At 42.0% G+C, this 23002-nt stretch carries 19 protein-coding genes and 1 riboswitch; of the genes, 4 read left to right on the top strand and 15 right to left on the bottom strand.

Features of this window, described 5'->3' with window-relative positions; translation table 11 throughout:
* Positions 1 to 183: 183 nt before the first annotated feature.
* Positions 184 to 3348 carry a hypothetical protein gene (locus AC623_RS07790; protein ID WP_049661929.1) on the top strand — a complete coding sequence of 1055 codons (3165 nt, stop codon included), beginning with the start codon at positions 184 to 186 and terminating at the stop codon, positions 3346 to 3348.
* Between the two features lie 13 nt (positions 3349 to 3361).
* Positions 3362 to 4069: a glycoside hydrolase family 16 protein gene (locus AC623_RS07785; protein WP_049661928.1), complete on the top strand. Its 708-nt coding sequence runs from the start codon at positions 3362 to 3364 to the stop codon at positions 4067 to 4069.
* A 142-nt stretch (positions 4070 to 4211) separates the two neighbouring features.
* On the opposite strand, the gene AC623_RS07780 is transcribed toward AC623_RS07785, so the two are convergent.
* Positions 4212 to 5396: an MFS transporter gene (locus AC623_RS07780; protein ID WP_049661927.1), complete on the bottom strand. Its 1185-nt coding sequence runs from the start codon at positions 5394 to 5396 to the stop codon at positions 4212 to 4214.
* A 140-nt stretch (positions 5397 to 5536) separates the two neighbouring features.
* Here AC623_RS07780 and AC623_RS07775 point away from each other — a divergent pair, with 140 nt between their 5' ends.
* Positions 5537 to 6295 (top strand): TrmB family transcriptional regulator, encoded by a 759-nt coding sequence (locus AC623_RS07775; RefSeq protein ID WP_049661926.1) that lies wholly within the window; start codon positions 5537 to 5539, stop codon positions 6293 to 6295.
* 132 nt (positions 6296 to 6427) lie between these two features.
* Here AC623_RS07775 and AC623_RS07770 read toward each other — a convergent pair whose 3' ends face one another.
* Entirely contained in the window at positions 6428 to 7060 is a 633-nt protein-coding gene (locus tag AC623_RS07770; protein ID WP_049661925.1) for an HAD-IA family hydrolase, read from the bottom strand.
* Between the two features lie 181 nt (positions 7061 to 7241).
* Here AC623_RS07770 and AC623_RS07765 point away from each other — a divergent pair, with 181 nt between their 5' ends.
* Positions 7242 to 7982 carry a YwaF family protein gene (locus AC623_RS07765; RefSeq protein WP_049661924.1) on the top strand — a complete coding sequence of 247 codons (741 nt, stop codon included), beginning with the start codon at positions 7242 to 7244 and terminating at the stop codon, positions 7980 to 7982.
* A gap of 74 nt (positions 7983 to 8056) precedes the next feature.
* Here the strand turns inward: AC623_RS07765 and AC623_RS07760 are convergent, their stop codons facing one another.
* The 13 genes from AC623_RS07760 to parC all read right to left on the bottom strand — a co-directional run bounded on the left by AC623_RS07760 (position 8057) and on the right by parC (position 23000).
* Positions 8057 to 9541, bottom strand: coding sequence for an aldehyde dehydrogenase family protein (locus AC623_RS07760; protein ID WP_049661923.1), 1485 nt, complete (start codon positions 9539 to 9541; stop codon positions 8057 to 8059).
* Positions 9542 to 9806: 265 nt separating this feature from the next.
* Positions 9807 to 11468 carry a DUF6583 family protein gene (locus tag AC623_RS07755; protein ID WP_049661922.1) on the bottom strand — a complete coding sequence of 554 codons (1662 nt, stop codon included), beginning with the start codon at positions 11466 to 11468 and terminating at the stop codon, positions 9807 to 9809.
* A complete protein-coding gene (locus tag AC623_RS07750; RefSeq protein ID WP_049661921.1) occupies positions 11419 to 11646 on the bottom strand; it encodes a hypothetical protein in 228 nt (75 codons plus the stop codon). The genes AC623_RS07755 and AC623_RS07750 overlap by 50 nt, the downstream gene beginning before the upstream one ends.
* A 172-nt stretch (positions 11647 to 11818) precedes the next feature.
* Complete coding sequence (locus AC623_RS07745) at positions 11819 to 12832, bottom strand: ThiF family adenylyltransferase (RefSeq protein ID WP_049661920.1); 1014 nt, start codon at positions 12830 to 12832, stop codon at positions 11819 to 11821.
* Between the two features lie 15 nt (positions 12833 to 12847).
* The gene (thiS, locus tag AC623_RS07740) at positions 12848 to 13051 is read right to left on the bottom strand and encodes a sulfur carrier protein ThiS (protein ID WP_049661919.1); all 204 of its coding nucleotides are present in this window, start codon (positions 13049 to 13051) and stop codon (positions 12848 to 12850) included.
* A complete protein-coding gene (locus tag AC623_RS07735) occupies positions 13035 to 13667 on the bottom strand; it encodes a thiamine phosphate synthase (protein ID WP_049661918.1) in 633 nt (210 codons plus the stop codon). The genes thiS and AC623_RS07735 overlap by 17 nt, the downstream gene beginning before the upstream one ends.
* Positions 13609 to 14787: a 2-iminoacetate synthase ThiH gene (thiH, locus tag AC623_RS07730; protein ID WP_082174357.1), complete on the bottom strand. Its 1179-nt coding sequence runs from the start codon at positions 14785 to 14787 to the stop codon at positions 13609 to 13611. The genes AC623_RS07735 and thiH overlap by 59 nt, the downstream gene beginning before the upstream one ends.
* A gap of 58 nt (positions 14788 to 14845) precedes the next feature.
* Positions 14846 to 15610 (bottom strand): thiazole synthase, encoded by a 765-nt coding sequence (locus AC623_RS07725; RefSeq protein ID WP_049661917.1) that lies wholly within the window; start codon positions 15608 to 15610, stop codon positions 14846 to 14848.
* A 78-nt stretch (positions 15611 to 15688) separates the two neighbouring features.
* A riboswitch (TPP riboswitch) is annotated at positions 15689 to 15789 on the bottom strand.
* Positions 15790 to 15792: 3 nt separating this feature from the next.
* Positions 15793 to 16209, bottom strand: coding sequence for a large conductance mechanosensitive channel protein MscL (mscL, locus tag AC623_RS07720; RefSeq protein WP_049661916.1), 417 nt, complete (start codon positions 16207 to 16209; stop codon positions 15793 to 15795).
* Between the two features lie 49 nt (positions 16210 to 16258).
* Positions 16259 to 17665, bottom strand: a complete 1407-nt coding sequence (locus AC623_RS07715; RefSeq protein ID WP_049666378.1) for a glycosyltransferase family 2 protein — start codon at positions 17663 to 17665, stop codon at positions 16259 to 16261.
* Positions 17666 to 17682: 17 nt separating this feature from the next.
* Entirely contained in the window at positions 17683 to 18738 is a 1056-nt protein-coding gene (locus tag AC623_RS07710; protein WP_049661915.1) for a HEAT repeat domain-containing protein, read from the bottom strand.
* A 205-nt stretch (positions 18739 to 18943) separates the two neighbouring features.
* A complete protein-coding gene (locus AC623_RS07705; RefSeq protein WP_156187114.1) occupies positions 18944 to 20362 on the bottom strand; it encodes an alanine/glycine:cation symporter family protein in 1419 nt (472 codons plus the stop codon).
* 208 nt (positions 20363 to 20570) lie between these two features.
* On the bottom strand, positions 20571 to 23000 hold the full coding sequence (gene parC, locus AC623_RS07700; protein WP_049661913.1) for a DNA topoisomerase IV subunit A: 2430 nt from the start codon (positions 22998 to 23000) through the stop codon (positions 20571 to 20573).
* Positions 23001 to 23002 lie beyond the last annotated feature (2 nt).

Below are 23002 nucleotides of genomic sequence, written 5' to 3'. Positions count from 1 at the left end.
CATAATATGATTTTTATGACGAGTCAACCTTTGAAAGGCGAATATTGATTTCTTTATCGTTATTCTCTATCCTGCTTCTTCTCTTCCTTTTCTAATTTTGTCCCGTAAACGATTGTTTATTTTATTGGTAAAAGAGAGATATAATGAGCAGAAGCTATTAATTTGGTAAAGGAGCTAAATAAGATGAGAAAGTGGCTTTGGCTTGTCATCCTGCTTATTATAATCGCATCTCCCATACTCGTCTGGTACGCAAAGCCAGCGAAAAAAATGAATCTATTAATCTTCGATAAAACGGTGCCTGATCATACCTTCCGAGAACATCAAGGATTGACATGGCTGCTAAACTACAAAAAATATAACCATTCTTCCGGTGAACCTTACAGAAAAGAAATGGATTATGCAGGAATCGTTCCGGTTGACGGAAAAAAATATACAAATCGCTCTATTTCTAAAATATCTAACTCACCACAACTTATTTATACAGCCGACACATATGGAATTGATACTCCCCATTCCAAAGGCTCTTATGGAGGATTAAGCAACCAAGAATGGACAAAGCTGCAAGAGCTGTATTATGACCATCTGCCTGTCTGGGTTTCAGAATATAATAGCTTTGCTTCTCCCACCCCTAAAAATGTGCGTGAAGGTCTTCTTAGCTTTTTGAATATTAACTGGACTGGGTGGATTGGACGCAGCTTTGAGGAGCTAGACCCCGCGAAAAACAAAGAAATACCTGATACAGCTATTCGTGCCTATGAAGCTCAAGAAAAACAGCCATGGAACAAATCAGGTCCCGGCTTTGTATTTATCCATGAGGATGGACAAGTAGTTGTATTAGAAGAACGTCATCTGAAATCCAATCAGCTGACTCTAAAGTTTACCACTTCAGGAAAAAAGGAATTCAACCTGAAAGAAAGCCCGCGCTATAACTATTGGTTTGACGTCATTACTCCACGGAATGAAAAAGAAGTGATCGCTAACTATGAATGGAGCCTAACGAACGAAGGTGAAAAATGGCTCCACAGGCATGGAATTCCTGAAAAGTTTGCGGCCATCACGAAGACAGAAAAAAATGGCTCCCCCGCTTTTTACTTTGCAGGAGACTATAATGATACGAACCATCTGCCTTCTTTCTATAAAACGGCAGGCCTTATTAAAATGAAGAGCTTATTTACAAAAGAAAATTCAGCCGACAGCGAAGCTTTTTACTGGAACACGTATGCCCCTCTGATGGAAACTATTCTTGATGAAGCAGCAAGTCACTCTCCGAAAAAGCAAGAAACCGCCAAGGTTGAACAAGAGAAAGTAGACGGTATATCCATCAACGCAAAGCTGGAAGGCGATCGTTTTCAAATCTTGAAAAACGGCAAATGGGTACCGATGACCATTAAGGGAGTCAACATGGGAATGGGAAAACCGGGTGCATGGCCTGGAGAAGCTGCTATTACGGAAGACGAATATTATCGGTGGATTCAGCAAATCGGCAAAATGAATGCCAATGCGATCCGTGTCTATACTCTCCATCCACCTGGGTTCTACCGGGCATTAAAACGGTACAATGAACAAGCTGAAACACCTATTTATTTATTCCACGGCATCTGGATTGATGAAGAGCCGCTTGAAGAGAAGCTGGATGCATTTGATAGCGGCATTGTGAAACAATTTAAGTCTGACATTAAAACCATCGTAGACGTCGTACATGGCAATGCTGCGGTTCCCGAAAAGCCAGGACATGCCAGCGGTTCGTACAAGGCGGATGTATCCCCTTATTTAATCGGCTGGATTGTGGGAATCGAGTGGTACCCTGATATGGTGGACAGCACAAATAAAAAACATCAAGGAAAAGGCGATTTCTCCGGCACCTATATGAGGACCAAACAGGCTCAGCCGTTCGAATACTGGCTCGCCTCCATGATGGATTACACGATTCAGCAAGAATCTCAAAACTATGGTACGCAGCATCCAATCAGCTTTACAAACTGGGTCACAACCGACTTACTAGATCATCCGTATGAACCGCTTAAAAAAGAAGATCTGGTTGGAATTAACCCGAATGTCATCCATCCGACAGAACAATTGAAAGCAGGCTATTTCGCTGCTTATCATGTGTACCCTTACTATCCGGATTTTCTGAACATTGATAAAAACTACTTGAAATATAAAGATCATCGCGGCAAAGCAAACAGCTATGCAGGCTATTTGCATGACTTAAAGAAAGCTCACACAATGCCTGTTCTAATTGCTGAATTTGGCCTTCCTGCCTCGCGGGGTATTACCCATTCCAACCCATACGGCTGGAATCAAGGTCATAACAGCGAAGAGAAACAAGGCAAAGTCGTCGCCGAACGCTTTGAGGATATTCTGAAAGAGGGCTACACTGGCGGGCTTGTCTTCAACTGGCAAGATGAATGGTTCAAACGGACTTGGAATACGATGGACTTTGATGACCCTAACCGGCGCCCGTATTGGTCAAATGCCCAAACGAACGAGCAGCAATTCGGAATTCTGAGCTTTGATCGCTTAAAAATCCGGGTCGATGGAAAAACAGACGACTGGAAAAAAGAAAAAATTAAACCAGCAAAGCTGAAGACAAACAAAGTCATCAAGAAAATGTTTGTCACTCATGACGAAAGATACCTATATATCCGCCTGGACTATAAACAGGCAAAGGATGCCGGCATGGATACAACCCTTTTAATTGATACGATTCCGGAGCAGGGAAACAAAAGCATTTCCTATAACGGCGGCATTGCCTCCGAACGGGGCATCGATTTTCTTTTGCGCCTGAATGGAAAGAACGATTCCCGAATGCTTGTTGACAGCTACTATGACAGCCACTATTTTATGTACGGAGAAAAATTAAAGCTTATTCCTAAAAAGCCTTATGCTTCTCGAAAAAATAACGGCCAGTTTCATAAAATCGAGATGGCTTTAAATAAAACCCTAACGAACCCTGTCACGAAAGAGGTATATCCTTTTGAATCTTTCGAAACAGGCAAGCTGGAAAAAGGAAATGGCAATCCCGACGCTCAAAACTATGACTCTTTAGCTGATTACGAAATAAATATGAAAACCGGGATAGTAGAAATTCGTATACCATGGATGCTTCTTAATGTAAAAGATCCAAGTACGAAAGAAATTGCTGGTGACTACTGGAAAGGCGGCCCGGAAGCTTCCCAAAAAATTCAAGACATCTCGCTTGCAGCTGTGGCCGGCTCCAAGCAAAGCCGCCTGAATACAGACGACTTCTTCTCTTACAGCTGGAAAACGTGGCAGCAGCCTCAATATGAAGAGCGATTAAAGAGGTCGTACGAGATCATCCAAAAAGAATTTGCTAAATACAAATAATGGAGAGAGGTAAATGAAAAAGAAGTTACTTCTTTCAAGCTTGTTGTTGTTCATAGCGGCTTTTTCATTGGTTCTCCTATTACTAAAGGAGAAAAACTTGTTTTCAGAAAAAGAAACAGTAGATTTTACACCGTCAACCGTCGACACCTTTCATACTCTGGATAATAAAAAATGGGAGGTGCGAGAGCAGTTTAAATTGGGGCGCGGCTACTTGTTAGCTCAACAAGTTCAACCGGGTTCCGGCACGATAAAAATTGAACTAGACAGCCAACCAGCAGCCGGTGGAGAGATCCGAACGAAGGAGCTTTTTCAATATGGGCAATTTGAAGCCAGCATTAAAACGGCCCATTCCCCCGGTTCAATTACAGGATTTTTTCTCTACGCCCCGCCTGATTTATACCATGAGGTGGATATCGAGATTTTTAACGAACGAAAGAGCAAAGTGCTTTTTACGATTTACCAAAATGGAAAAGTGGCGAAACAGCAGGAATACCCTCTTCCATTTGATCCAACGCAGGAATTTCACGATTACCGAATGGACGTCCTGCCTGAAGAAACACGCTTTCTGATTGATGGAGAACTAATCCAGTCCTGGAAAGGCAATTTCAGCTCTCAGCCGATGCAGCTGATGATTAACAGCTGGTATCCTTCATGGCTTGAGATAGAAGGACCGGCATCGTCCACAACGGTTATCGATAAGGTGAGCTATAGAAAGTATTAATTAAAAGCAGCCTATTTCCCCATCAAGACAGTTCAACAGAAAGAAACCGTGCAGGAAGCTACAACTCCCTGCACGGTTTTTCGTTTGGCAAATATGCCTCGTAACAAATAATAGAACCTCTTAACATAGCGAAACAGCTTTTTCACAATTGCTTTACCCTTTTCATTTCTTCATTGTTCCCTGCTCTTTTATTTTCTTTTGCTACAGAAAAGATAGCTGTTATAAGAGCGATTAAAATAAATATCCCGCCAACACTAGCATTCTGTTCAACAGACGCATGTTCAATCACAAGTCCGCCAACAAATGAGCCGAAGGCAATGCCGAAGTGAAGGGCCGAATTGTTCAAGCTTTGCTGAATATCAGCTGTTGCTGGAGAAATCTCTATTAAGTAGCTTTGCATCGCGGGTGTAATCGCCCAGCTCAGCATACTCCATATAATCATGACAATCAAAAAGAGCGGCAAAGCAAATGTTGTGTACGGAATAGAAAAAAGAGTAACAGCAAACAAAACAAGAACAGCGAGAATTGTCTGTTTAGTGCCGAAGCGGTCGGCCAGCACTCCGCCAAGTCCCCCGCCTAATACAGCTGCTACACCAAAAATGAAATAGACAGCACTCACCCACGTTCCACCTAAATGCAACGTGCTCTTTAAAAAAGGAGTCAAGTATCCATACAGTGTCAAATGACCGGCAAGAAACAGGAAAGAAATCAACTGAGCGAGAAGAATCTTCCCTTCTTTTAGCGTCCGCAGCTGATCTTTAAATGGGATAGAGGGTCTTGCCTCCAGCTTTCCCATAAAAAAATACACGCCAGTTATGGAAAGCACAGTTAACAGACAGATAAGAATAAAGGGAGCTCTCCAGCCAAAAGCATTTCCAAGCACCAATCCGATTGGCACCCCCAGCACAAGTGATGCGCTAATTCCCATGAATACAATTCCAATCGCCCGGGCCCGGTACGCCTGCGAAACAACATTTGATGCCATTGTTACACAAAGTACAACAAGCAGTGAGCCGCTCACAGCCGAGAGTATCCGAGCAAACAATAATACATTGTAAGATGGGCTGACAGCAGCCACAATATTGCCGATTAAGAAAGTGACCAAAGCAAGTAAAGTTAACTTTTTTCGTTCAACGTTTGCAGTTAAAGTTAACAAAACAGGCGCCGAAACGGCAAATACGAGCGAAAAGATCGTAATTAAAAAACCGGCGCGTCCGAGACTTACATTTAAGTCTTGAGCCACTAAGTCGAGCAGCCCGCCAATAATTAATTCCACCATTCCAACAACAAAGGATACGATGGTTAATAAATACACTCTTTTATCCATACGAGCACCCTTCCTATAGAAGTTACTACTAAAAGAGTAACTTCTATAGAGGAGAAAGACAAGAAAAATTTTTTTCACCCCTGTGATATTTTGTGGTTATGTTATGATGTGTTTAAAAAAGATGAGTGAGGGGTCAAACCATGCTTCAACAATTTGGATTTACTCAGTACGAGAGCAAAGTATATGAATCTCTTGTCTCGACCGGAGAACCATTAGATGCAACAAGCATCGTTAAACTATCCGGCGTTCCCCGTGCAAAAGTATATGAAGTGCTCTATCGAATGGGAGAAAAGGGAATGATTCTTGAATCAACAATTGAAAAAAAACGGCTGTACACCGCTCTTCCGGTTGAGTCTGCCATCGCGAAGCTAAAAGCAGACTTTGATTCGCATATTGATCAATTGCGTAAAGCCAAAATGAAGCAGACAACTACAGATGACCGTGTCTGGACACTGAAAGAAAATCGCTCTATTCAAGCTTTATTGAAAAGTATCATTCAAAAAGCGGCTCATTCCATTATTATTTCCGGATGGTCAGACGACTTTCCTGATTACCTTCCTCTTCTAGAAGATAAATATCGTAATGGAGTGGAAGTGAAAATTCATGTAATTGGTGAAATTTCTACAACCATCTCTTCAGTCACGACGTTGATTCCGGATAAGAATCACAACCATTTGGAAAAAAGCCGAATCTTAATAGTAGACGGCCGGGAAATGCTGTTTGCGGGCATTGAGGAAAATAAATGGCAGGCGATCCATACGATGTCGAAACCATTAGTAAAGTTCTTCACTGAATTTTTCTATCACGATGTCGCTTTGACAGAAATTACTTATAAGTACAGAGACACCATTATGAAAGACCCTTCTATTCGTGATTTACTGCTTACTTTAAGATATTGACCGGTCACTCCGCTCTAAACAGCTCAAGTATAGCAAAAGGCAGCAAGTGAATAAATCCAAGGCTTCTTCAAAAAAACTGTCGTCCTGCTCATTTTACGGCCAGGCGACAGCTTTCTCTTAATGATTTGAATATTATTGTATCTCCGCTACAGCTGTCAGGATATCAGAAGGCTGCCGAGCAATGAAATCTGGGCTTGCTTTCAAAGCAATCGCCTCATCATCGTATCCCCAATCAACCCAAACAACTTTTATCCCCGCTTTTTTACTGGCCAAAATATCCCTTTCTTCATCCCCCACGTATAACACCTCTGATGGCTGTACCTTATATTTTGCCATCAGCTTCTTCATCAATTTATCTTTACTGAAAATATGTTTAGAGCATAGGATATCATCTACGTAACTAATTTGATGGTCTTGAAGTGAACGGCTAATAATGTCCGTCGCATTAGACGAAATAATGGCAACCTTTAATCCTTGTTGATGAAGTTGATCAAGCATTTCTTTAACTCCTGAGTAAAGCGGAAGCCCCCTCTCTGATTTCCTTAAATATCGGTACAGTTTCGTTGCTGCTAAAGGAATGTTTCTCATCGGAAAATTCAGATGGCGGCACCTCTCTGGAATCGTCATCTTACTTAAAGAATCTATGTCCTCTTTCTTCACCTCACGGTAGCCTTCCTTAGCAGCGAGGTCGTTGTATCCGGCAATAAATAACTCAAGCGAATTTGCCAGCGTGCCGTCAAAGTCAAAAACGATATATTTTACCATAATGAACCCCCTGTAATTTCTTTCCTACTATAATTATACCGATTTCTTTTTACTTTCATGTACAACTATGCATTATTTTATATTTTTCACGTACGTATAAATCAATAAACTGCCTTTTTCATAGGATGGTTATTTAATGGATTCCTATATGGTAAGATATTCAAATAAGGGGGACGAATAGATGGATTGGTTCAGCGGCAGTTACAAACACGTTCATTTCCATATGTTTTCTGCCAGTCATATTACAGCGTTAATCATATTGGTTTTGATCATTTTTTCTATTTTTCTATTTAAAGAAAAGCTGCGTAGCAGAAACATGCGGACCGTTGAATTAGCGGTCGCATTCTTCTTAATTGGAATCGAGGCGACTTACCATATTTGGATGCTTCAAACCGGCACATGGACAGTCGACCGGTCTCTTCCGCTTGAACTGTGCAGCTTTGCCACTTTCTTTACTATTCTTCTCTTGATAACGAGGAAAAATATATTTTATGAGATTTTGTTATTTATCGGCTTACTTGGAGCGTCTCAAGCCTTAATTACTCCTTATTTGTTTTTTGGCTTTCCGCATTTTCGATTTTTTCATTTCTTTTGTACACATATTCTAATCGTTTGCACCCCACTTTACTTTACGTGGGTAAAAGGCTACAGACCTACCTTTACATCGGTTATCAAGACGATGATTTTTCTTAATCTGCTTGTGCCTGTTATTTCATTCATCAATCAACTCACAGAGGGAAATTATCTCTACTTGCACCATAAGCCTTCAACGGCCAGCCTGCTTGACTTTCTCGGGCCTTACCCTTGGTATATTCTTTCACTTGAAGGAGTAGCCTTTACTTTAAGTATATTCGTTTGGCTGTTATTTCGAAGAAAATCAGCGACGGTTATCGCGGAGAAAGAGTTTCATCATTATTTTTAAAATAAGCGAGAAAAGAAGCATTTGACCGAAATCAGTCAAATGCTTCTTCGTTTATTTTCTGCTTTACATAAGGGTTACATTTTTAAATCGACCCATACGCTTTTCACTTCTGTATATGCATCAAGGGCATAAGATCCCATTTCCCGGCCAAGGCCTGATTGTTTATATCCACCAAACGGACTCGCTGCATCTAATACGTTATAACAGTTCACCCATACTGTTCCCGCTTTTAGACGGCTCGCTATATAATGAGCATTCTTTAAGTTTTCCGTCCAGACACCCGCAGCCAATCCGTAGTTTGTCTTGTTGGCCCGTTCAATTAAGTCGTCGATGTCTTCATAAGGCAATGCGGAAACGACAGGCCCAAATATTTCTTCCCGCGCGATGGTCATAGAGTCATTCACATCTGCAAAGATCGTCGGCTGAACGAAATATCCTTGTTTAAAAGGCACCGTTCCGCCCGTTAAAATTTCGGCCCCTTCTTCTTTCCCTTTCCGGATATAAGTCATTACTCTTTTTTGCTGCTCATCAGAGACGAGCGGCCCCATTTCGGTAGCTGGATCAATTCCTTGTCCCTGTTTGATTTTTTTGGCATGGCCGACCATATCGGCTAAGAAATTATCATATTGTTTTTTCGGCACATATAAACGGGAACCTGCACAGCAAACTTGCCCCTGATTAAACATAATGCCAGATAAAGCACCCGACACCGCTTTACTTAAGTCGGCATCTGGCAAGATAATATTGGGCGACTTCCCGCCTAATTCAAGCGTCACTCTTTTCAACGTGTCAGAAGCTTGCCGCATGATTAACTTTCCAACTTCTGTCGATCCGGTAAAAGCAATTTTATCCACTTGCTCATGGTTAACAAGCGGAGAGCCTGCTGTTTCTCCAAACCCTGTTACCACATTAATAACACCCGGCGGAAATCCGACTTCTTGAGCAAGCCCTGCTAAGTATAAAGCGGAGAGCGGTGTTTGCTCTGCCGGTTTCAATACAACTGTACAACCTGTAGCGAGAGCGGCTCCAAGCTTCCATGTCGCCATTAATAACGGGAAGTTCCATGGAATAATTTGGCCCACAACCCCTACGGGCTCGTGGCGCGTGTAATTTAAATAGTTGCCGCTCACCGGGATCGTTTGACCAAGAATCTTCGTACACCAGCCGGCAAAATAGCGAAAATGCTCAATGGCGAGCGGGACATCCGCCGCTGACGATTCACGAATTGGCTTTCCGCTGTCGAGTGTATCAAGCTGCGCAAGCTCCTTCTTATGTTCCTCCATCTTATCTGCCAGCAGATAAATCAGGCGGCTGCGATCAGCTGCACTCATTTTGGACCATGGACCTTCATCAAACGCTTTTCTCGCTGCTTTTACAGCCTTATCAATATCTTCTTTCTGTGCCTCTCCCACAACAGCTAGCACATCTCCTGTAGCCGGATTAAAAGTTTTAAATGTTTTTCCTGACACTGGGCTAACCCATTCCCCATTTATGAACAGCTTTTTCGTTCCTTTTAAAAACTCCTGAACGCGCGGCAGTACGGAAAGTAGTTTTTGCATTGTAACCCCTCCATTTTCTTTGATAACGAGTGGCAGCTCCTTTGGTATAGGAGAACTGCGGCTTTCCATGCAAAGATTAAAAGAATCATAGATGCAGGACATGTTATAATATGCAAGAGTAGTTACATATATTCTCTTATTCTTTGAAACAAGGATACTGCAGTTGATAATATAGAAAATAGCCTGTTCAGACACATGGAACAGGTTATTTTCATGACCATTTCACATATTCATGATTGATGGATTTAATAAGGAGCACGACTAGCTAGAAAACTCCCTTTTCATGTTCCAATGTCTCGCTGCGAAACACTTCTTCAGATTCCAGATCCTCCTTATACAAGTCTTCCGCATGAGGGTCATCTATGAGAGGAGCCCCTCTAAGCAATCCTAATCTATTTATAAAATTCATGATGTTCAAGACGACTTCCTGCTGGATTTGTGCCATTTGGACCTCTGTTATTCTGTTCACGTCCACACTCTTTTTAGGATCATTTGAGAACGAAGCGGTTTTAACTTTGTCTACTAGCTTTAACTTTGACTCTATTAAAAAAGAAAACGTGCCGCTGTCTGCTTCATTATCATAGTTAACAGTTACATCCAGCTTGTCGTTTAAATACTCCTTATCCATATTGATGTCCTGAACTTGTTTGACGCTTCCGCTAATGTTAGAGAGCCTTTCACGAGCCCCTATCCCTTGAGCCGCAATGGCAAAAAAACGGTTAATCCTTTGCTTTTCTCCTGAATTTCTATTAAATGTTGATTTCATTTTGAAATTGATCGTTTTACCGTTCGATTTTAAAGAAAGGTGTACCTGTTCCGTTCGTCCTTTCGCTTTCCCTTTAATATGTTTTGTCCATTGAACAGTGGTTATTTGTCTTCTATGCTCTTTCGGCACGGCCTTTACTGTCCACTCTTTTAAACGCTGTTCTTTTCCAAAAGGAACATCCTTCGTCTGAATAGACCAAGCGACTTGACCAGAAGCCGATGAAGCAACTGTCCATTTCAATGTCCGCTCAACTATCCTCTGTTTTTTATCTATAAGCAAAATAGAAGAAAAGCCTTCTGGGAATGTTGTTTCCTGTAACTTTTTCTTTGCTTGTTTTAAATTATTCGCCATATCGGCTTCTATCTTCTTTTGATTAGCCACTTCTCCATTTGCCTCTATAACAGCTCCTGCTTTTGCCGCCTCTCCTATCCGGGCCGCCAGCATGGAATGAAGTTTTTTATCTTGAATTAACCGATCTATGAAGAGAGTCACGAAGCTTTTTGTCTCTTCTGCTGTCAATGAAAAGGTCACTTTTTTAAGCTTCAGCTTTTTCCCTTTAACCGAATACTCTATCCCTTTTTCAAGAGCAAAATTCTCCTCCTTTAGCTGTTCTATTAGAAAAAGGATATATCGTTCTTGCAAGTAAGTTATTTCTCTTTCGGTTAGCTTAAGGTCTTTCCAATTTATGTTTGAAAATTCTAGTTTTTCAGGTCCGGCATAAGATGGCTCGATTTTCCTCATAAAATCACCGTATTCTCCCAAGTTCAGATAGAGAAACTTAGAATAAAGGGAGGGTACTCTGATCCCCGTTTGTGTACTTGTATGGTTGAAATCTATGTCGAGGATGTCTTCATTTTCAAGATTGAGAGCAACATTATAATGCCCTGCGTTGTTCTGTGGATCTCGTTGTGCTTTTATGGCCATTTTCGCGTTGTTGAATCGTTCTCTTAACATCGCTGCTTGGGAATGAGAGGACAGAGGGTTCATTTTCATTCCGGCTTGCAGTGTGATATGGGAAATTGAGGGCTGCTCTGTCACCTTGTTAGAGAACTCTACTGCTTTTCCGTATTGTTCAGTAAATTCAGCTTTCATTTGTTTGTAATTTTCGTATTCAGATAATAAAAAAAGCTCTTTCGGTGATGTAGGGAACAAAAAAGCCATCGTTATGACTCCACCCAACAATAAAATAAGCAAAAACACCATCCAGTACCTCTGTTTCCGCCTGTTCGCTCTGAGTGTAGCTGTCGTTTGCCCAGCCGCTGTTCTTATGCTGCAGAAAGGACATTTTTCTCTCTCTTGTCTGCTCGTCCTTCCACACTGTAAACAGCTTTTCATTCAACCTCTTCCCCTTTCTCTGTACGCTATGTAAAAAGATGTCTCTCCCTTTCTGAACAGACTATCTCCCTTCTTTTATATCGCTGCGGCTGGAGAAATAGAACAGTAAGCGGCCATTTTGTACAATAAGAAAAAGACTGCCAGCCTCTACTCGCCGACAGTCTTCTCCTTCGTTATTAACCTAGCAATTGCTGATAAAGCTTTTTAGCCCCTTCTGGATCTTTTGAGCCGTGTACAAGCATTCTGCCATCTTGAAAAAGAACAATTCTTTTTTCTAAAATGACAGCGGAAAGCAAAAAGCCATTTGTTTTTACCTTTGCCCCTTGCTTCTCAAGTATGGAAGCTAGCTCTGTTAAATTAAACGTTCTGTTTTTTGGCGGTCTTACCTGCACCGTGTTTCTTCCACACAAAACAGCTATTTTTGTCCGATTGTCTTCGGTTAAATACGGATATCTTGCCTCTTCTCCACAAGATGGACAAGTTGTTTTCTTTAACACTGCTATCTTAATAGAGGAATAAGTGTTTGTCCATACATCAAACGAAACAAGCTCCCGCCGTACATCTTCCCATCTGCCTGCCAGGATTTTTAACGCTTCCGCTCCTTGAAAAGCAGTCGTCATCTGCACAGCGGGCGCGATAATTCCTGCTGTGTCGCAAGTCATTCCCTCAGCTGGGAGAACATCAAGCAAGCAGGTGAAACACGGTGTTTCCCCGGGAATGATGACGCAGCTAATTCCTTGGCTGCCGACGCATGCCCCATAGATCCATGGAACGTTATATTTTTGAGACAAGTCATTGATTAAAAATCGTGTTTCAAAATTATCCGTTCCATCCAGCAGCAGATCTGGACGTTGATTCTCCATTAGAGTTGACAGCTCCTCTGGTCCTCCATCCGCAGTGATAGCAGATATCTCTACGCCTGAATTAATTTCCTGTAGTCTGTTTCTAGCTGCTTCTGCTTTCGGCAGACGCTCTTTGGCATCTTGCTCCTTATAAAGCTGCTGGCGTTGCAAATTCGTCCAATCAACGTAATCACGATCAATTAGTGTAAGCTTTCCGACTCCCGCCCTAACGAGCATTTCTGACAAGGATGAACCAAGCGCCCCAACCCCTATAATCAATACGTGTTTATCCAGATAAGGATGGGCTTCCTTTAAAAATAATTCTTGTCTGGAATAACGACTTTCCATCATCCTTCCTCCTTCTTAACCGCCGCCAACGAATTGAACGATTTCAATGCGATCTCCCTCTTTTACAGCCGTCAAGCCAACCTTCTCTTTTGGAACGATCTGTCCATTTGCTTCAATGATTACCGATTTGCCCTGCAGTGAATAAGCAGCGAGCAAATGCTCAAGCGTTGGCTCTTGTAAAGCAATTTGTTCCTCTTTGCCATTAATAATGATGTTCATATAATCGGCTTTCCTCCTTATCTATTTCATGACGGTAACGAGCAGCTGCTTTTCCTGGCTCTTTGCTTGCAAAAATCCCTGACATCACAGCGATGCCTTTCGCTCCCGCCGTTTTTATTTCCTGGATATGCTTCGGCATGACTCCGCCAATTGCCACAACAGGGACAGATGAAGCGCGGACTGTTTTCTTCAGTCGACCTAGCCCTCTAGGTTTTTTTCCCTGCTTAGAAGCTGTTTCATAGATATGTCCAAACAGCAGCCAATCTACCTGTTCTGCCGCTATCTTTGCAGCAGTTGCCGGCTCGTGAATCGAACAGCCCACCTTCATCTGTTGACTAAACTCCTTCACACTTTGTAGCGGCAAACTGTTCTCTGTTAATTGCACACCGCCGGCTCCAGCTGCAAGCGCCACATCTACACGGTCATTGATGATAATTTTTTCTTTAGGAACCCCGTTAGCGATAAAGATTTCAACCCAATGGAATAACTCCTTGGCACTGCGCTGTTTTTCTCTAATATGAATGAAATCAACAAAAGAATGTATATCAGAGGCAATGTTAGACGCCTGCACCAGTTCGAGCTTTCCGGTTGTGATCGCATGAAGCTGGAAAGACATCTTTCTCCTCCTCACCTGCCAAAATGTCCCAATCTTTAGAAACCGGCTGGTAGCCGAGCTGTTTAAGCCGGTTCTTTACTTCTTCTACCGAGCGGGTATCAGAAATTTCAAATTGGCTGTTATCCTCTATTTTGTTCGCATAGCCGCCAACAACTGTAGAAGAAGCAGCGGACATTTTCGTTACGCCAAGCTTAATAAGATGATCTCTAAGTTCTGCTTCTTCACGAGTGGAAAGCGTAATGCCTGCGCGCGGCATAAATAAGCGGAAAGCAAGCATAGCCTGAACAAGATCTTTATCCTCTACGTTCACTCGCGGTTCAAATCCGCCGAGGTTCGGACGGATACGCGGAAAAGAAACAGCAATGTCTGTTTCGATGTACTTTTTCTGCAAATAGCGGGCATGCAAAGCCGTAAAGAACACTTCTTTTTGCCAATTGTCCATCCCGAGCAGCGCCCCGATATTAATCGACCTCATGCCGGCCTGACAGCCTCGCTCCGGTGCATCAAGGCGATAGCGATAATTTCTTTTCGGCCCTTTTATATGAATGTCTTTATACACTTCTTCATTGTAGACTTCTTGATAAACAGTCAGCCCATCAACACCGGCCTGGAAAAGCTGGTGATATTCCTTCGTATCAAGCGGCTGCACCTCGATCGCGATGGAAGCAGCATGCTTCCTTAAAATACGGGCACTCTCTGCCAAATAAGAAACCGACGAGTGAATACGAGATTCACCTGTCAGCAAAATAACGTGCTGGATGCCCATTTCTTTTAACGCTTTAGCTTCCTGATCAATTTCCAAAGCGGTTAACTTCCGTCTTGGAAAATCATTATCAAAGCTAAAGCTGCAATAAGCACATTTATTTACACAGTAGTCCGTTAAGTACAGCGGTGCATACAAAGAAATTATTTTCCCAAAATTCTGAACAGTGAGCCAGTGAGCCTTCTGCGCCATCTCTTCTAAGCGCTCAGCAGCAGCCGGTGAAAGAAGGGCTAATAAGTCGGGTTCATCTAGGTCTGTTTTATTTAAAGCCCTGTCTACATCCTTTATCGTCATGCTTTCTAACATTGTTTCATATGGTTTATGTTTAATTGAATCGTACACCTCATAGAAACTCATCAAATTCCTCCTTACTATCAGTCACTATTGAAAAAACGCCTTCACCTTGAAACAGACACTAACGTAAAAATCCAGTCAGCGGTGATGAAGCAGCTGCCCTTTGTGATACTGGTCCTAGTCCGGCTAAATATGCTTTTCGTCCAGCCATAACGGCCAAGTTAAAAGCTTCTGCCATGCTTACCGGGTCGTCCGCTGTCGCAATGGCCGTGTTAACAAGAACAGCGTCCGCTCCCATTTCCATTGCTTCAGCCGCTTCAGACGGCCTGCCAATTCCTGCGTCTACAATGATAGGCAGCGTTTTTTCTTCGATTAAAATTCGAATCATCTCTTTCATACGAATGCCCCTATTTGATCCAATAGGTGAACCGAGCGGCATAATAGCGGCTGCGCCGGCATCCGCTAATTTTTTGGCTGCCATTAAATCGGGATTCATATAAGGGAGAACGACAAAGCCCTCGTTAGCAAGGATATTAGTCGCCCGAATTGTTTCTTCATTGTCTGGCAGTAAATACTTTTGATCAGAAATCACTTCGATTTTAATCCAATTGCCCATTCCAGCCGCTCTCGCCAGTCTAGCGATCCTGACCGCCTCCTCGGCATTTCTCGCGCCTGATGTATTAGGCATAATAATCATGTTTGGTGGAATGTCTTCCAAAATATTTTCATGGCCCGCTTCAAGATCCACCCTTCTGACTGCTACCGTGACTACTTCTGAACCGGACTGGGCAAAGGCTTGCCTCATGACCGAGTGATCGGCAAACTTTCCTGTCCCCGTAAAGAGACGGTTCGTTAACTTCGTTTGACCAATGATTAATTCATCCATATTACTTCCTCCTTTTTACAATGAAAAAAAGCCTGCCACAACGGCAGGCTTTTCTTTATGTACAACAAACAAAGATACATACATAAAATACAGCTTCCCTCCGTTGGTACTAACCAAATCAGGTTCAAGGGTTAGATGCTTGCATCCTCTCAGCCATAAAGGCACCCCTAGCTAACTTTTATTTAATTTTCTCTATTATACTCTGAATCTTCTAAATTGTTAAGCACTTTTTTTGATTTTAATAAATCTCTAATCTCTGTAAGCAATTCTTCTTCCTTGGAAAGCACAGGTTCCGCCTCTTCTTCCTTCTTCTCATGATACAACTTGTTGAACAAACGAACAAAGAGAAATAATGAAAAGGAAATAATGAGAAAGTGAACAATGGACTGTATAAAAAGCCCGTACTTTACTTGAGCGCTCCCAAATTGGAACACCAATTTAGAAAAATTAATGCCTCCTATCAGTAAGCCGATGACGGGCATAATTATATCTTGTACAAGAGAAGAAACAATTTTGCCAAACGCCGATCCAATAATAACACCGACAGCTAGATCAATCACATTGCCGCGCATGGCAAATTTTTTAAATTCCTGAAACAAATGAATAGAACTCCTTTCAACTGCTTTTCTTCATGATCGTTACTAAACGTTATTTTGATTCTGTCTTCGCTCCGACGCCAATCCGCTTCATCTCTCCCCAATCCTTCTTACCGGCTAAAAACTGAAAGAATCCTTCTAACCGCCATTTAATCATTAAAGGCCGATACCAGAATGTTTCAGAAAGGGCAAAGAAAAATAGTTTCACAATATCAGACGGTTCCGGGTACTTCCTTAAACTCCATTCTTCTAAGAGTACGCCGCTCATGGATAAAATCGAGCCATATAAAAATGATAAAGTGGCCATCAGCAGGGCCGTTTCGGGATTAATAAAAGAAAACAGCAAACCGAATATAATAAGCAAATAACCCATCAGTTCAACAAACACGCCCATCAGCTCAATTAAAAAGAAATAAGCCATGGATAACATGCCGACGAGGCCGTATTTTGGGTTAAACAGCATATCCTTGTTATTCCAAATGACTTCACACAGCCCTCGATGCCAACGCTGGCGCTGCCTGCGTAAATAGAGAGCCGACTCTGGAGCCTCTGTCCAGCAGACTGGGTCAGGTACGTATAGTATCTTTTTATTCAATCCTTCCTCTTTAATCATCCGGTGCAGCCGAACGACTAAATCCATATCCTCTCCTACTGTATTGGTCCGATAGCCGCCAATGTGAATAACGGACTCTTTCTCAAATACACCAAATGCCCCTGAAATAATAAGCAGCAAATTATGACGGCTTAAGCCGATGCGGCCGATTAAAAAAGCTCGTAAATATTCTATGACCTGCATAATTACAAATGGCTTGTTGGATAGGCCCACTTCCATCACTTCTCCGCCTTCGATATAACAGCCATTGGCGATTCTTACACTTCCCCCAACAGCAATCACATCACCGTTTGAATCTAAAATCGGCTTAATCACTTTTAAAAACGCATTTCTTTCTAAAACGGAATCTCCATCCAGTGAACAAACATATGGATAATGAGATAAGTTTATCCCTGCATTTAAAGCATCTGCTTTCCCGCCATTTTTCTTGTCAATCATGTATAGATTTTTATAAAGTGTTGAACGGTAAATTCCTTTTACTTCAGCTGTTGGAATTCTCGTACGCAATACTTTATTTGTCTTTACCATCTGAAATGATTCGATCATCGTTTCAGCAGTTCTATCCTTTGAGCCATCGTTAATGACGATAACCTCGTATTCCGGATAATAAATGCTAAGAAGAGAGCGCACACTATTATAAATACCCGCTTCTTCGTTATAAGCAGGCACAAGAATAGAAACGGGCTTTGTATCAAAGGAATCAAGCAGATCTTCCTCTGCCTCGCTGGAGTTAAAGCCATATTCACTGCGCAATTGCCTCGCTGAGATAAACAGAATAATAAAGTAAAATAAAAGCACAAAAGCTGTATAGGAAATAAACAACCAGGACAAAACAGTACCAAGCATGCTAATGAATTGGTTCATCACGCTGTCACTCCTTCACTCTCGAGCCACTGGGCAGCCATGTCCTTTGCATAGCGGTCGCGATGAGTTTCTACTATGTGCTGCAAAATGAGCGTACCGTCTGCGTATTTTTGAATCGCTTCCCCGGCAGCATTGCGTACAAACCAGTTCTCATCGGCAATTAATTTTGTCAGCTGAGGCAAAAAACGATCCTTTTTTGCTGCTCCCGCCAACTTGGCAAACAACATCCGTTCCTGCCAATGTACAGAGCTGCTAAATGGATAGATATCCGTTTCCTCTTCAGCATATCCAAATAAATAAAGCACTTTTAGAGCGGCAATTCTAAGCTCTAAATGCGGCTGTTTTAATTGGGCTTTAATAAACGGAATATTGCTGTAATCCTGTTTTTCTGCCATCCACTCAATGATAGCTTGTTTGAATACATTGTTTAACTTTTCATAGTTCTCTATGAAAAACAATTGATATGTATCATTAAATCTTCTCAAGACATCCTTATATAAACCTTTAGAATACGGCGGGGCTAAATCAACAAGATCCCTAGCCAAAGCTTGGGATTGCAAAGAAGCAAGAACCCGAATAGCCTCTTTCCGCTCTGCTTCTGTTTGAAGTGAATTTTCAGCCAGGGCAAGCCACAAGTGAGGTGAAAAAGAGGTCATACGAAAGCCTTCTATCCGGTAAAGGACATTCATTCGTGTACTCCACCGTCTTTTTGTCAGCCGTCGTTTATATTCAGCCGTTAAGCGCTCTTCGGCGAGTGAAGTAATAGTCGCTCCTATTTCTTCCCCTTTTAACATCATCGCGGCTTCTTCCAATAGCTCCTCAAGCGCTTGTATGCTAAACGGCGTGTCGTTGATCCACCTGTTATATAACGCTTCCTCACTACCTAGTAAATAAGCAAATAAATCGGGGCGTAAATAAGCTTTTATTTTTTCTACCTTAGCTGCTTTTCTATTAATGATTATTTTTTGAATGAGTAAAAAAGCAAGCAAGGAGAATAAAATAATGACAAGAACTAAATTAATATATAACAAAACAACGAAGGCATTGCTCAACATCATTCACCTGCTTTATCATTCGCTTAATGGCTAATTTCACCATTTATCCTTATATTCCTCTATTAAAAACCTATAAACGAATATGGTTCTTTAGATTTTATCAAATTTCTTACAATAAAAATAGGTTGTTGCCCCTATAGGAGAAATAGAATATTAACTTTTACACGTGCGAAATAAACATAGCGCAGCCTAAGCTGCGCTATACTTATTCTTCATTTAGCCGTTTTCGTTCCCAGCAATCTACTTGACCGATCCCTTCTATTGAATCCGAGTAAAAAACAGGCTCTTTTCCAGCCCTTCGCTGTTGTTGATAATCTTTCAATGCCGCTGCAGCGATTCTATAGAGCCCAGCGATAGCAACTAAGTTAATGAGCGCCATAATCGCCATAAACAAGTCTGCCATATCCCAGACGAGGCTAATCTTTGCAACAGAACCAAAGTACACCATGCCAATAACCGCTAGTCTATAAATGAATAAAGCACCTCGAGAGTTTTTAATAAACTCAATATTCGTCTCTCCATAATAATAGTTTCCGATCACGGAACTGAACGCAAACAGAAAAATAGCTACAGCCAAAAAGATAGATGCCCAGTCTCCTATATGAACGGAAAGAGCCGATTGCGTTAAGTTAATCGAAGAAGCGTCCTTCCGTAAATATTCTCCCGACAGCAAAATAATGAAAGCGGTAGCCGAACAAACAACGATCGTGTCGACAAATACACCGAGCGTCTGGATGAGTCCTTGCTTCACTGGATGGCTGACAGAAGCGGCTGCTGCCGCGTTTGGAGCTGACCCCATCCCTGCTTCATTGGAGAATAGACCGCGCTTGATGCCATTCATGATCGCGGCTCCGAGCGTCCCTCCTAGCGCTTCTTCTATGCCAAACGCATTTTTAATGATTAGCATAAACATGGCTGGAATTTCTGTTATATTTATGATCAATACAAAAAAAGCTACAAGGATATAAATAATCGCCATAACCGGTACAAGTACTTGGGTAACATGAGCAATTCGTTTAAGTCCCCCAAAAATGATGAAAGCTGTTAAAATACATAAAATAATTCCCACAACCGGCTTTGACACTTGAAAGCTTTCATTCATCGCAATCGAAATGGTGTTAGATTGAACGGCATTAAAGACGAGACCAAAACAAAATGTAATCGTAACAGCAAATATAATTCCCATCCATCTTTTATTTAAGCCTCTTTCCATATAGTAAGCTGGCCCCCCGCGAAAGCCGTTTTCATCTTTCACTTTATAAATTTGCGCAAGTGTACTTTCCACGAAGCTAGAGGCAGCACCGATAAACGCAATGAGCCACATCCAAAAGACAGCACCAGGACCGCCTGTCGCAATCGCTGTCGCTACACCTGCCAGGTTGCCTGTCCCAATTCTTGAAGCAGCACTCACCGTAAAAGCCTGGAATGAAGAAATTCCTTTCTTTCCTGCAGTGGAAATTGTTGATTTTTCAAAGATCACGCGAAACATCTCTTTAAATAAACGAAACTGGACAAACTTTGTTTTAAAGGAGAAAAACAAGCCAAGCCCGATTAATAGAGCGATCATGACATATGAATACAAATAATTGTTGATTGAGAGTATGTACTGATCGAGCCTTTCCATAAAGTCCATAAAATGCATCCCTTCTTGATAGTGATTGACAAAAATCAGCTATTACAATTTACCAAAAGATTGACTTGCAATCAACCGACCTAGGTACCCTTCTTTCTTTCCCTTTCTTTTATAAAAACAAACAAAAAGAAGCTGGGTTTTGTATCCAGCTTCCTTCAGCACTTTTAATCAACTTAATCATATCAGCCTATTTATTCTTTTATGAATCCTCTAATTGTATCTGCTTCCAAATAGAGGTGACCTTTCCACTCTCATTTTCGTCTAAAACGAACGTTCCATTGGAATAACGGTCGCTTCGTTTTAAATCCGAAAAATCAAACTGCTCGGTGCTTCCTTTTGCGGTTTGCAGTACGAACTGTTCATTTTGATCGATTACGGCTAAGCCTGCTACACGATGTGGGTTCCCTTTTAATTCCCGCAGCATGACGACTCCCCGTGCAGCACGTGAAAGCGGTTCAAATTCCGTTGATTTCATTTTCTTCACAGCTCCGCGATGGGTAACGAGCAGTAAGTCTTTTTCTTCGTTGGCTTCCCACACTTCCATACTCACTAAATGGTCGCCGTCTTTTAAATTAATTCCTTTTACTCCTGCTGCCCGCGGACCAACAAGACTGACTTCTTCTTCAGAGAATAATAGTCCATACCCAAAATGAGTCGCTAAGAAGATTTGTTTGTTTCCATCTGTTAAATGAACGCTAATGACCTCATCGTCATCTTTTAATTTAATCGCTGTGAGAGCCCTTGAATAGCGTTGCACTTTATAAGACGCCAATTCAGTCCGTTTGATCATGCCATTTTTTGTAGCAAACAGCAGATAAAGCGGCTCTTGAAAATCTTTAATCGCAAAAGCCGTCACAATGGATTCATCTTTTTCAAGCGTAACAAGGCTCGCCAAATGCTGCCCAAGGTCCTTCCAGCGAATATCAGGAAGTTCATGCACAGGCAAGTATAAATAGCTTCCCTTGCTTGTGAATACTAGTAATACATCCGTTGTATGCACTTCTTCTTTATAGAGGAGCCGGTCGGTCTCTTTCATAGCAAGATCTTTTCCGCCGGATGCAGAATAAGAGCGCAGGCTCGTCCGTTTAATATAGCCGTCTTTTGTAACTGTCACGACTACTTCTTCGTTAGGGATGAGGACTTCGAGATTTACTTTAATTTCCTCAATCTCTTTTTCGATAACCGTCCGTCTCGTGTCATTGTATTTTTTTCGTACTTCTTTTAATTCTTTTTTAATGACACTTGTCAGTTTTTTCTCACTCGCTAAGATGGCCGTTAGCTGTTCTACTTCTTCTGCAAGTTCTTCTGCTTCTTTTTGCAGGGCTGTAATATCTGTATTGGTCAACCGGTATAGCTGGAGGCTCACAATGGCCTCTGCCTGTGCTTCTGTAAAGTCAAATGCAGTCATTAAATTGGCTTTAGCATCACGCTTATCCTTCGATGCCCGGATAGTGGCGATGACCTCATCAAGAATCGATAAGGCCTTAATTAATCCTTCTACGATATGCTGGCGGGCTTTCGCTTTAGCTAGTTCATATTCAGATCGCTTTGTCACCACTTCTTTTTGGTGGCTTATGTAAGCATCAAGCAGTTCTGGCAGCCCCATTAGTACTGGACGTTGATTATGGATCGCTACCATATTGAAGTTATAGCTAATTTGCAGGTCACTTGCTTTGTATAAGTAATTTAAGATTCCTTGGGCATCGCCATCTTTCTTCAATTCAATTACGATGCGAAGACCCGTGCGATCTGTTTCGTCCCGTACTTCAGCGATTCCTTCTATTTTACGATCGAGCCGGAAATCATCCATTTTTTTAACGAGAGTTGCTTTATTGACGTCGTAAGGAATTTCAGTGATAACAATTTGCTTTTTTCCGCCCCGGATCTCTTCAATTTCAGCTTTTCCGCGTACAATAATTTTCCCTTTGCCTGTTCTGTACGCTTTCTCAATGCCATCGACCCCTTGAATAATGCCGCCTGTTGGAAAGTCTGGTCCTTTGATCACTTCCATTAAATCATCTACTGTGCAGTCTGGACGATCCATTCTCATGATTGCTGCATCAATGACTTCGCCTAGCTGATGCGGAGGGATTTCCGTTGCGTACCCTGCTGATATCCCTGTTGAACCATTGACTAATAAATTAGGAAACCGCGCTGGTAAAACAGTCGGTTCCTCTGTCGTATCATCAAAGTTGGGAATAAAGTCCACCGTACGTTTATCGATATCTTTTAACAGTTCTCCCGAAATAGCGGACAGTCTTGCTTCTGTATAACGCATCGCAGCCGGTGGATCACCGTCAACAGAACCGTTGTTACCATGCATTTCGACAAGCAGCTGACGAAGCTTCCACTCCTGGCTCATCCGCACCATTGCATCATAAACAGAAGAGTCACCATGCGGGTGGAAATTCCCGATTACATTACCGACCGTTTTAGCTGATTTTCGGAATCCCTTTTCATGTGTATTCCCCTCTGTATGCATAGCGTATAGAATCCGGCGCTGTACCGGCTTTAACCCATCCCGGGCATCAGGAAGCGCCCGTTCCTGAATAATATATTTACTATAACGCCCAAATCGGTCTCCGAGCACCTCTTCAAGCGGTAAGTCTTGAAATACTTCTTTTTGCATCT

The sequence above is a fragment of the Bacillus sp. FJAT-27231 genome, assembly GCF_001183975.1.
GTDB classification, from domain to species: Bacteria; Bacillota; Bacilli; order Bacillales; family Domibacillaceae; genus Pseudobacillus; species Pseudobacillus wudalianchiensis.
This window is presented reverse-complemented; position numbering and strand designations above follow the sequence as displayed.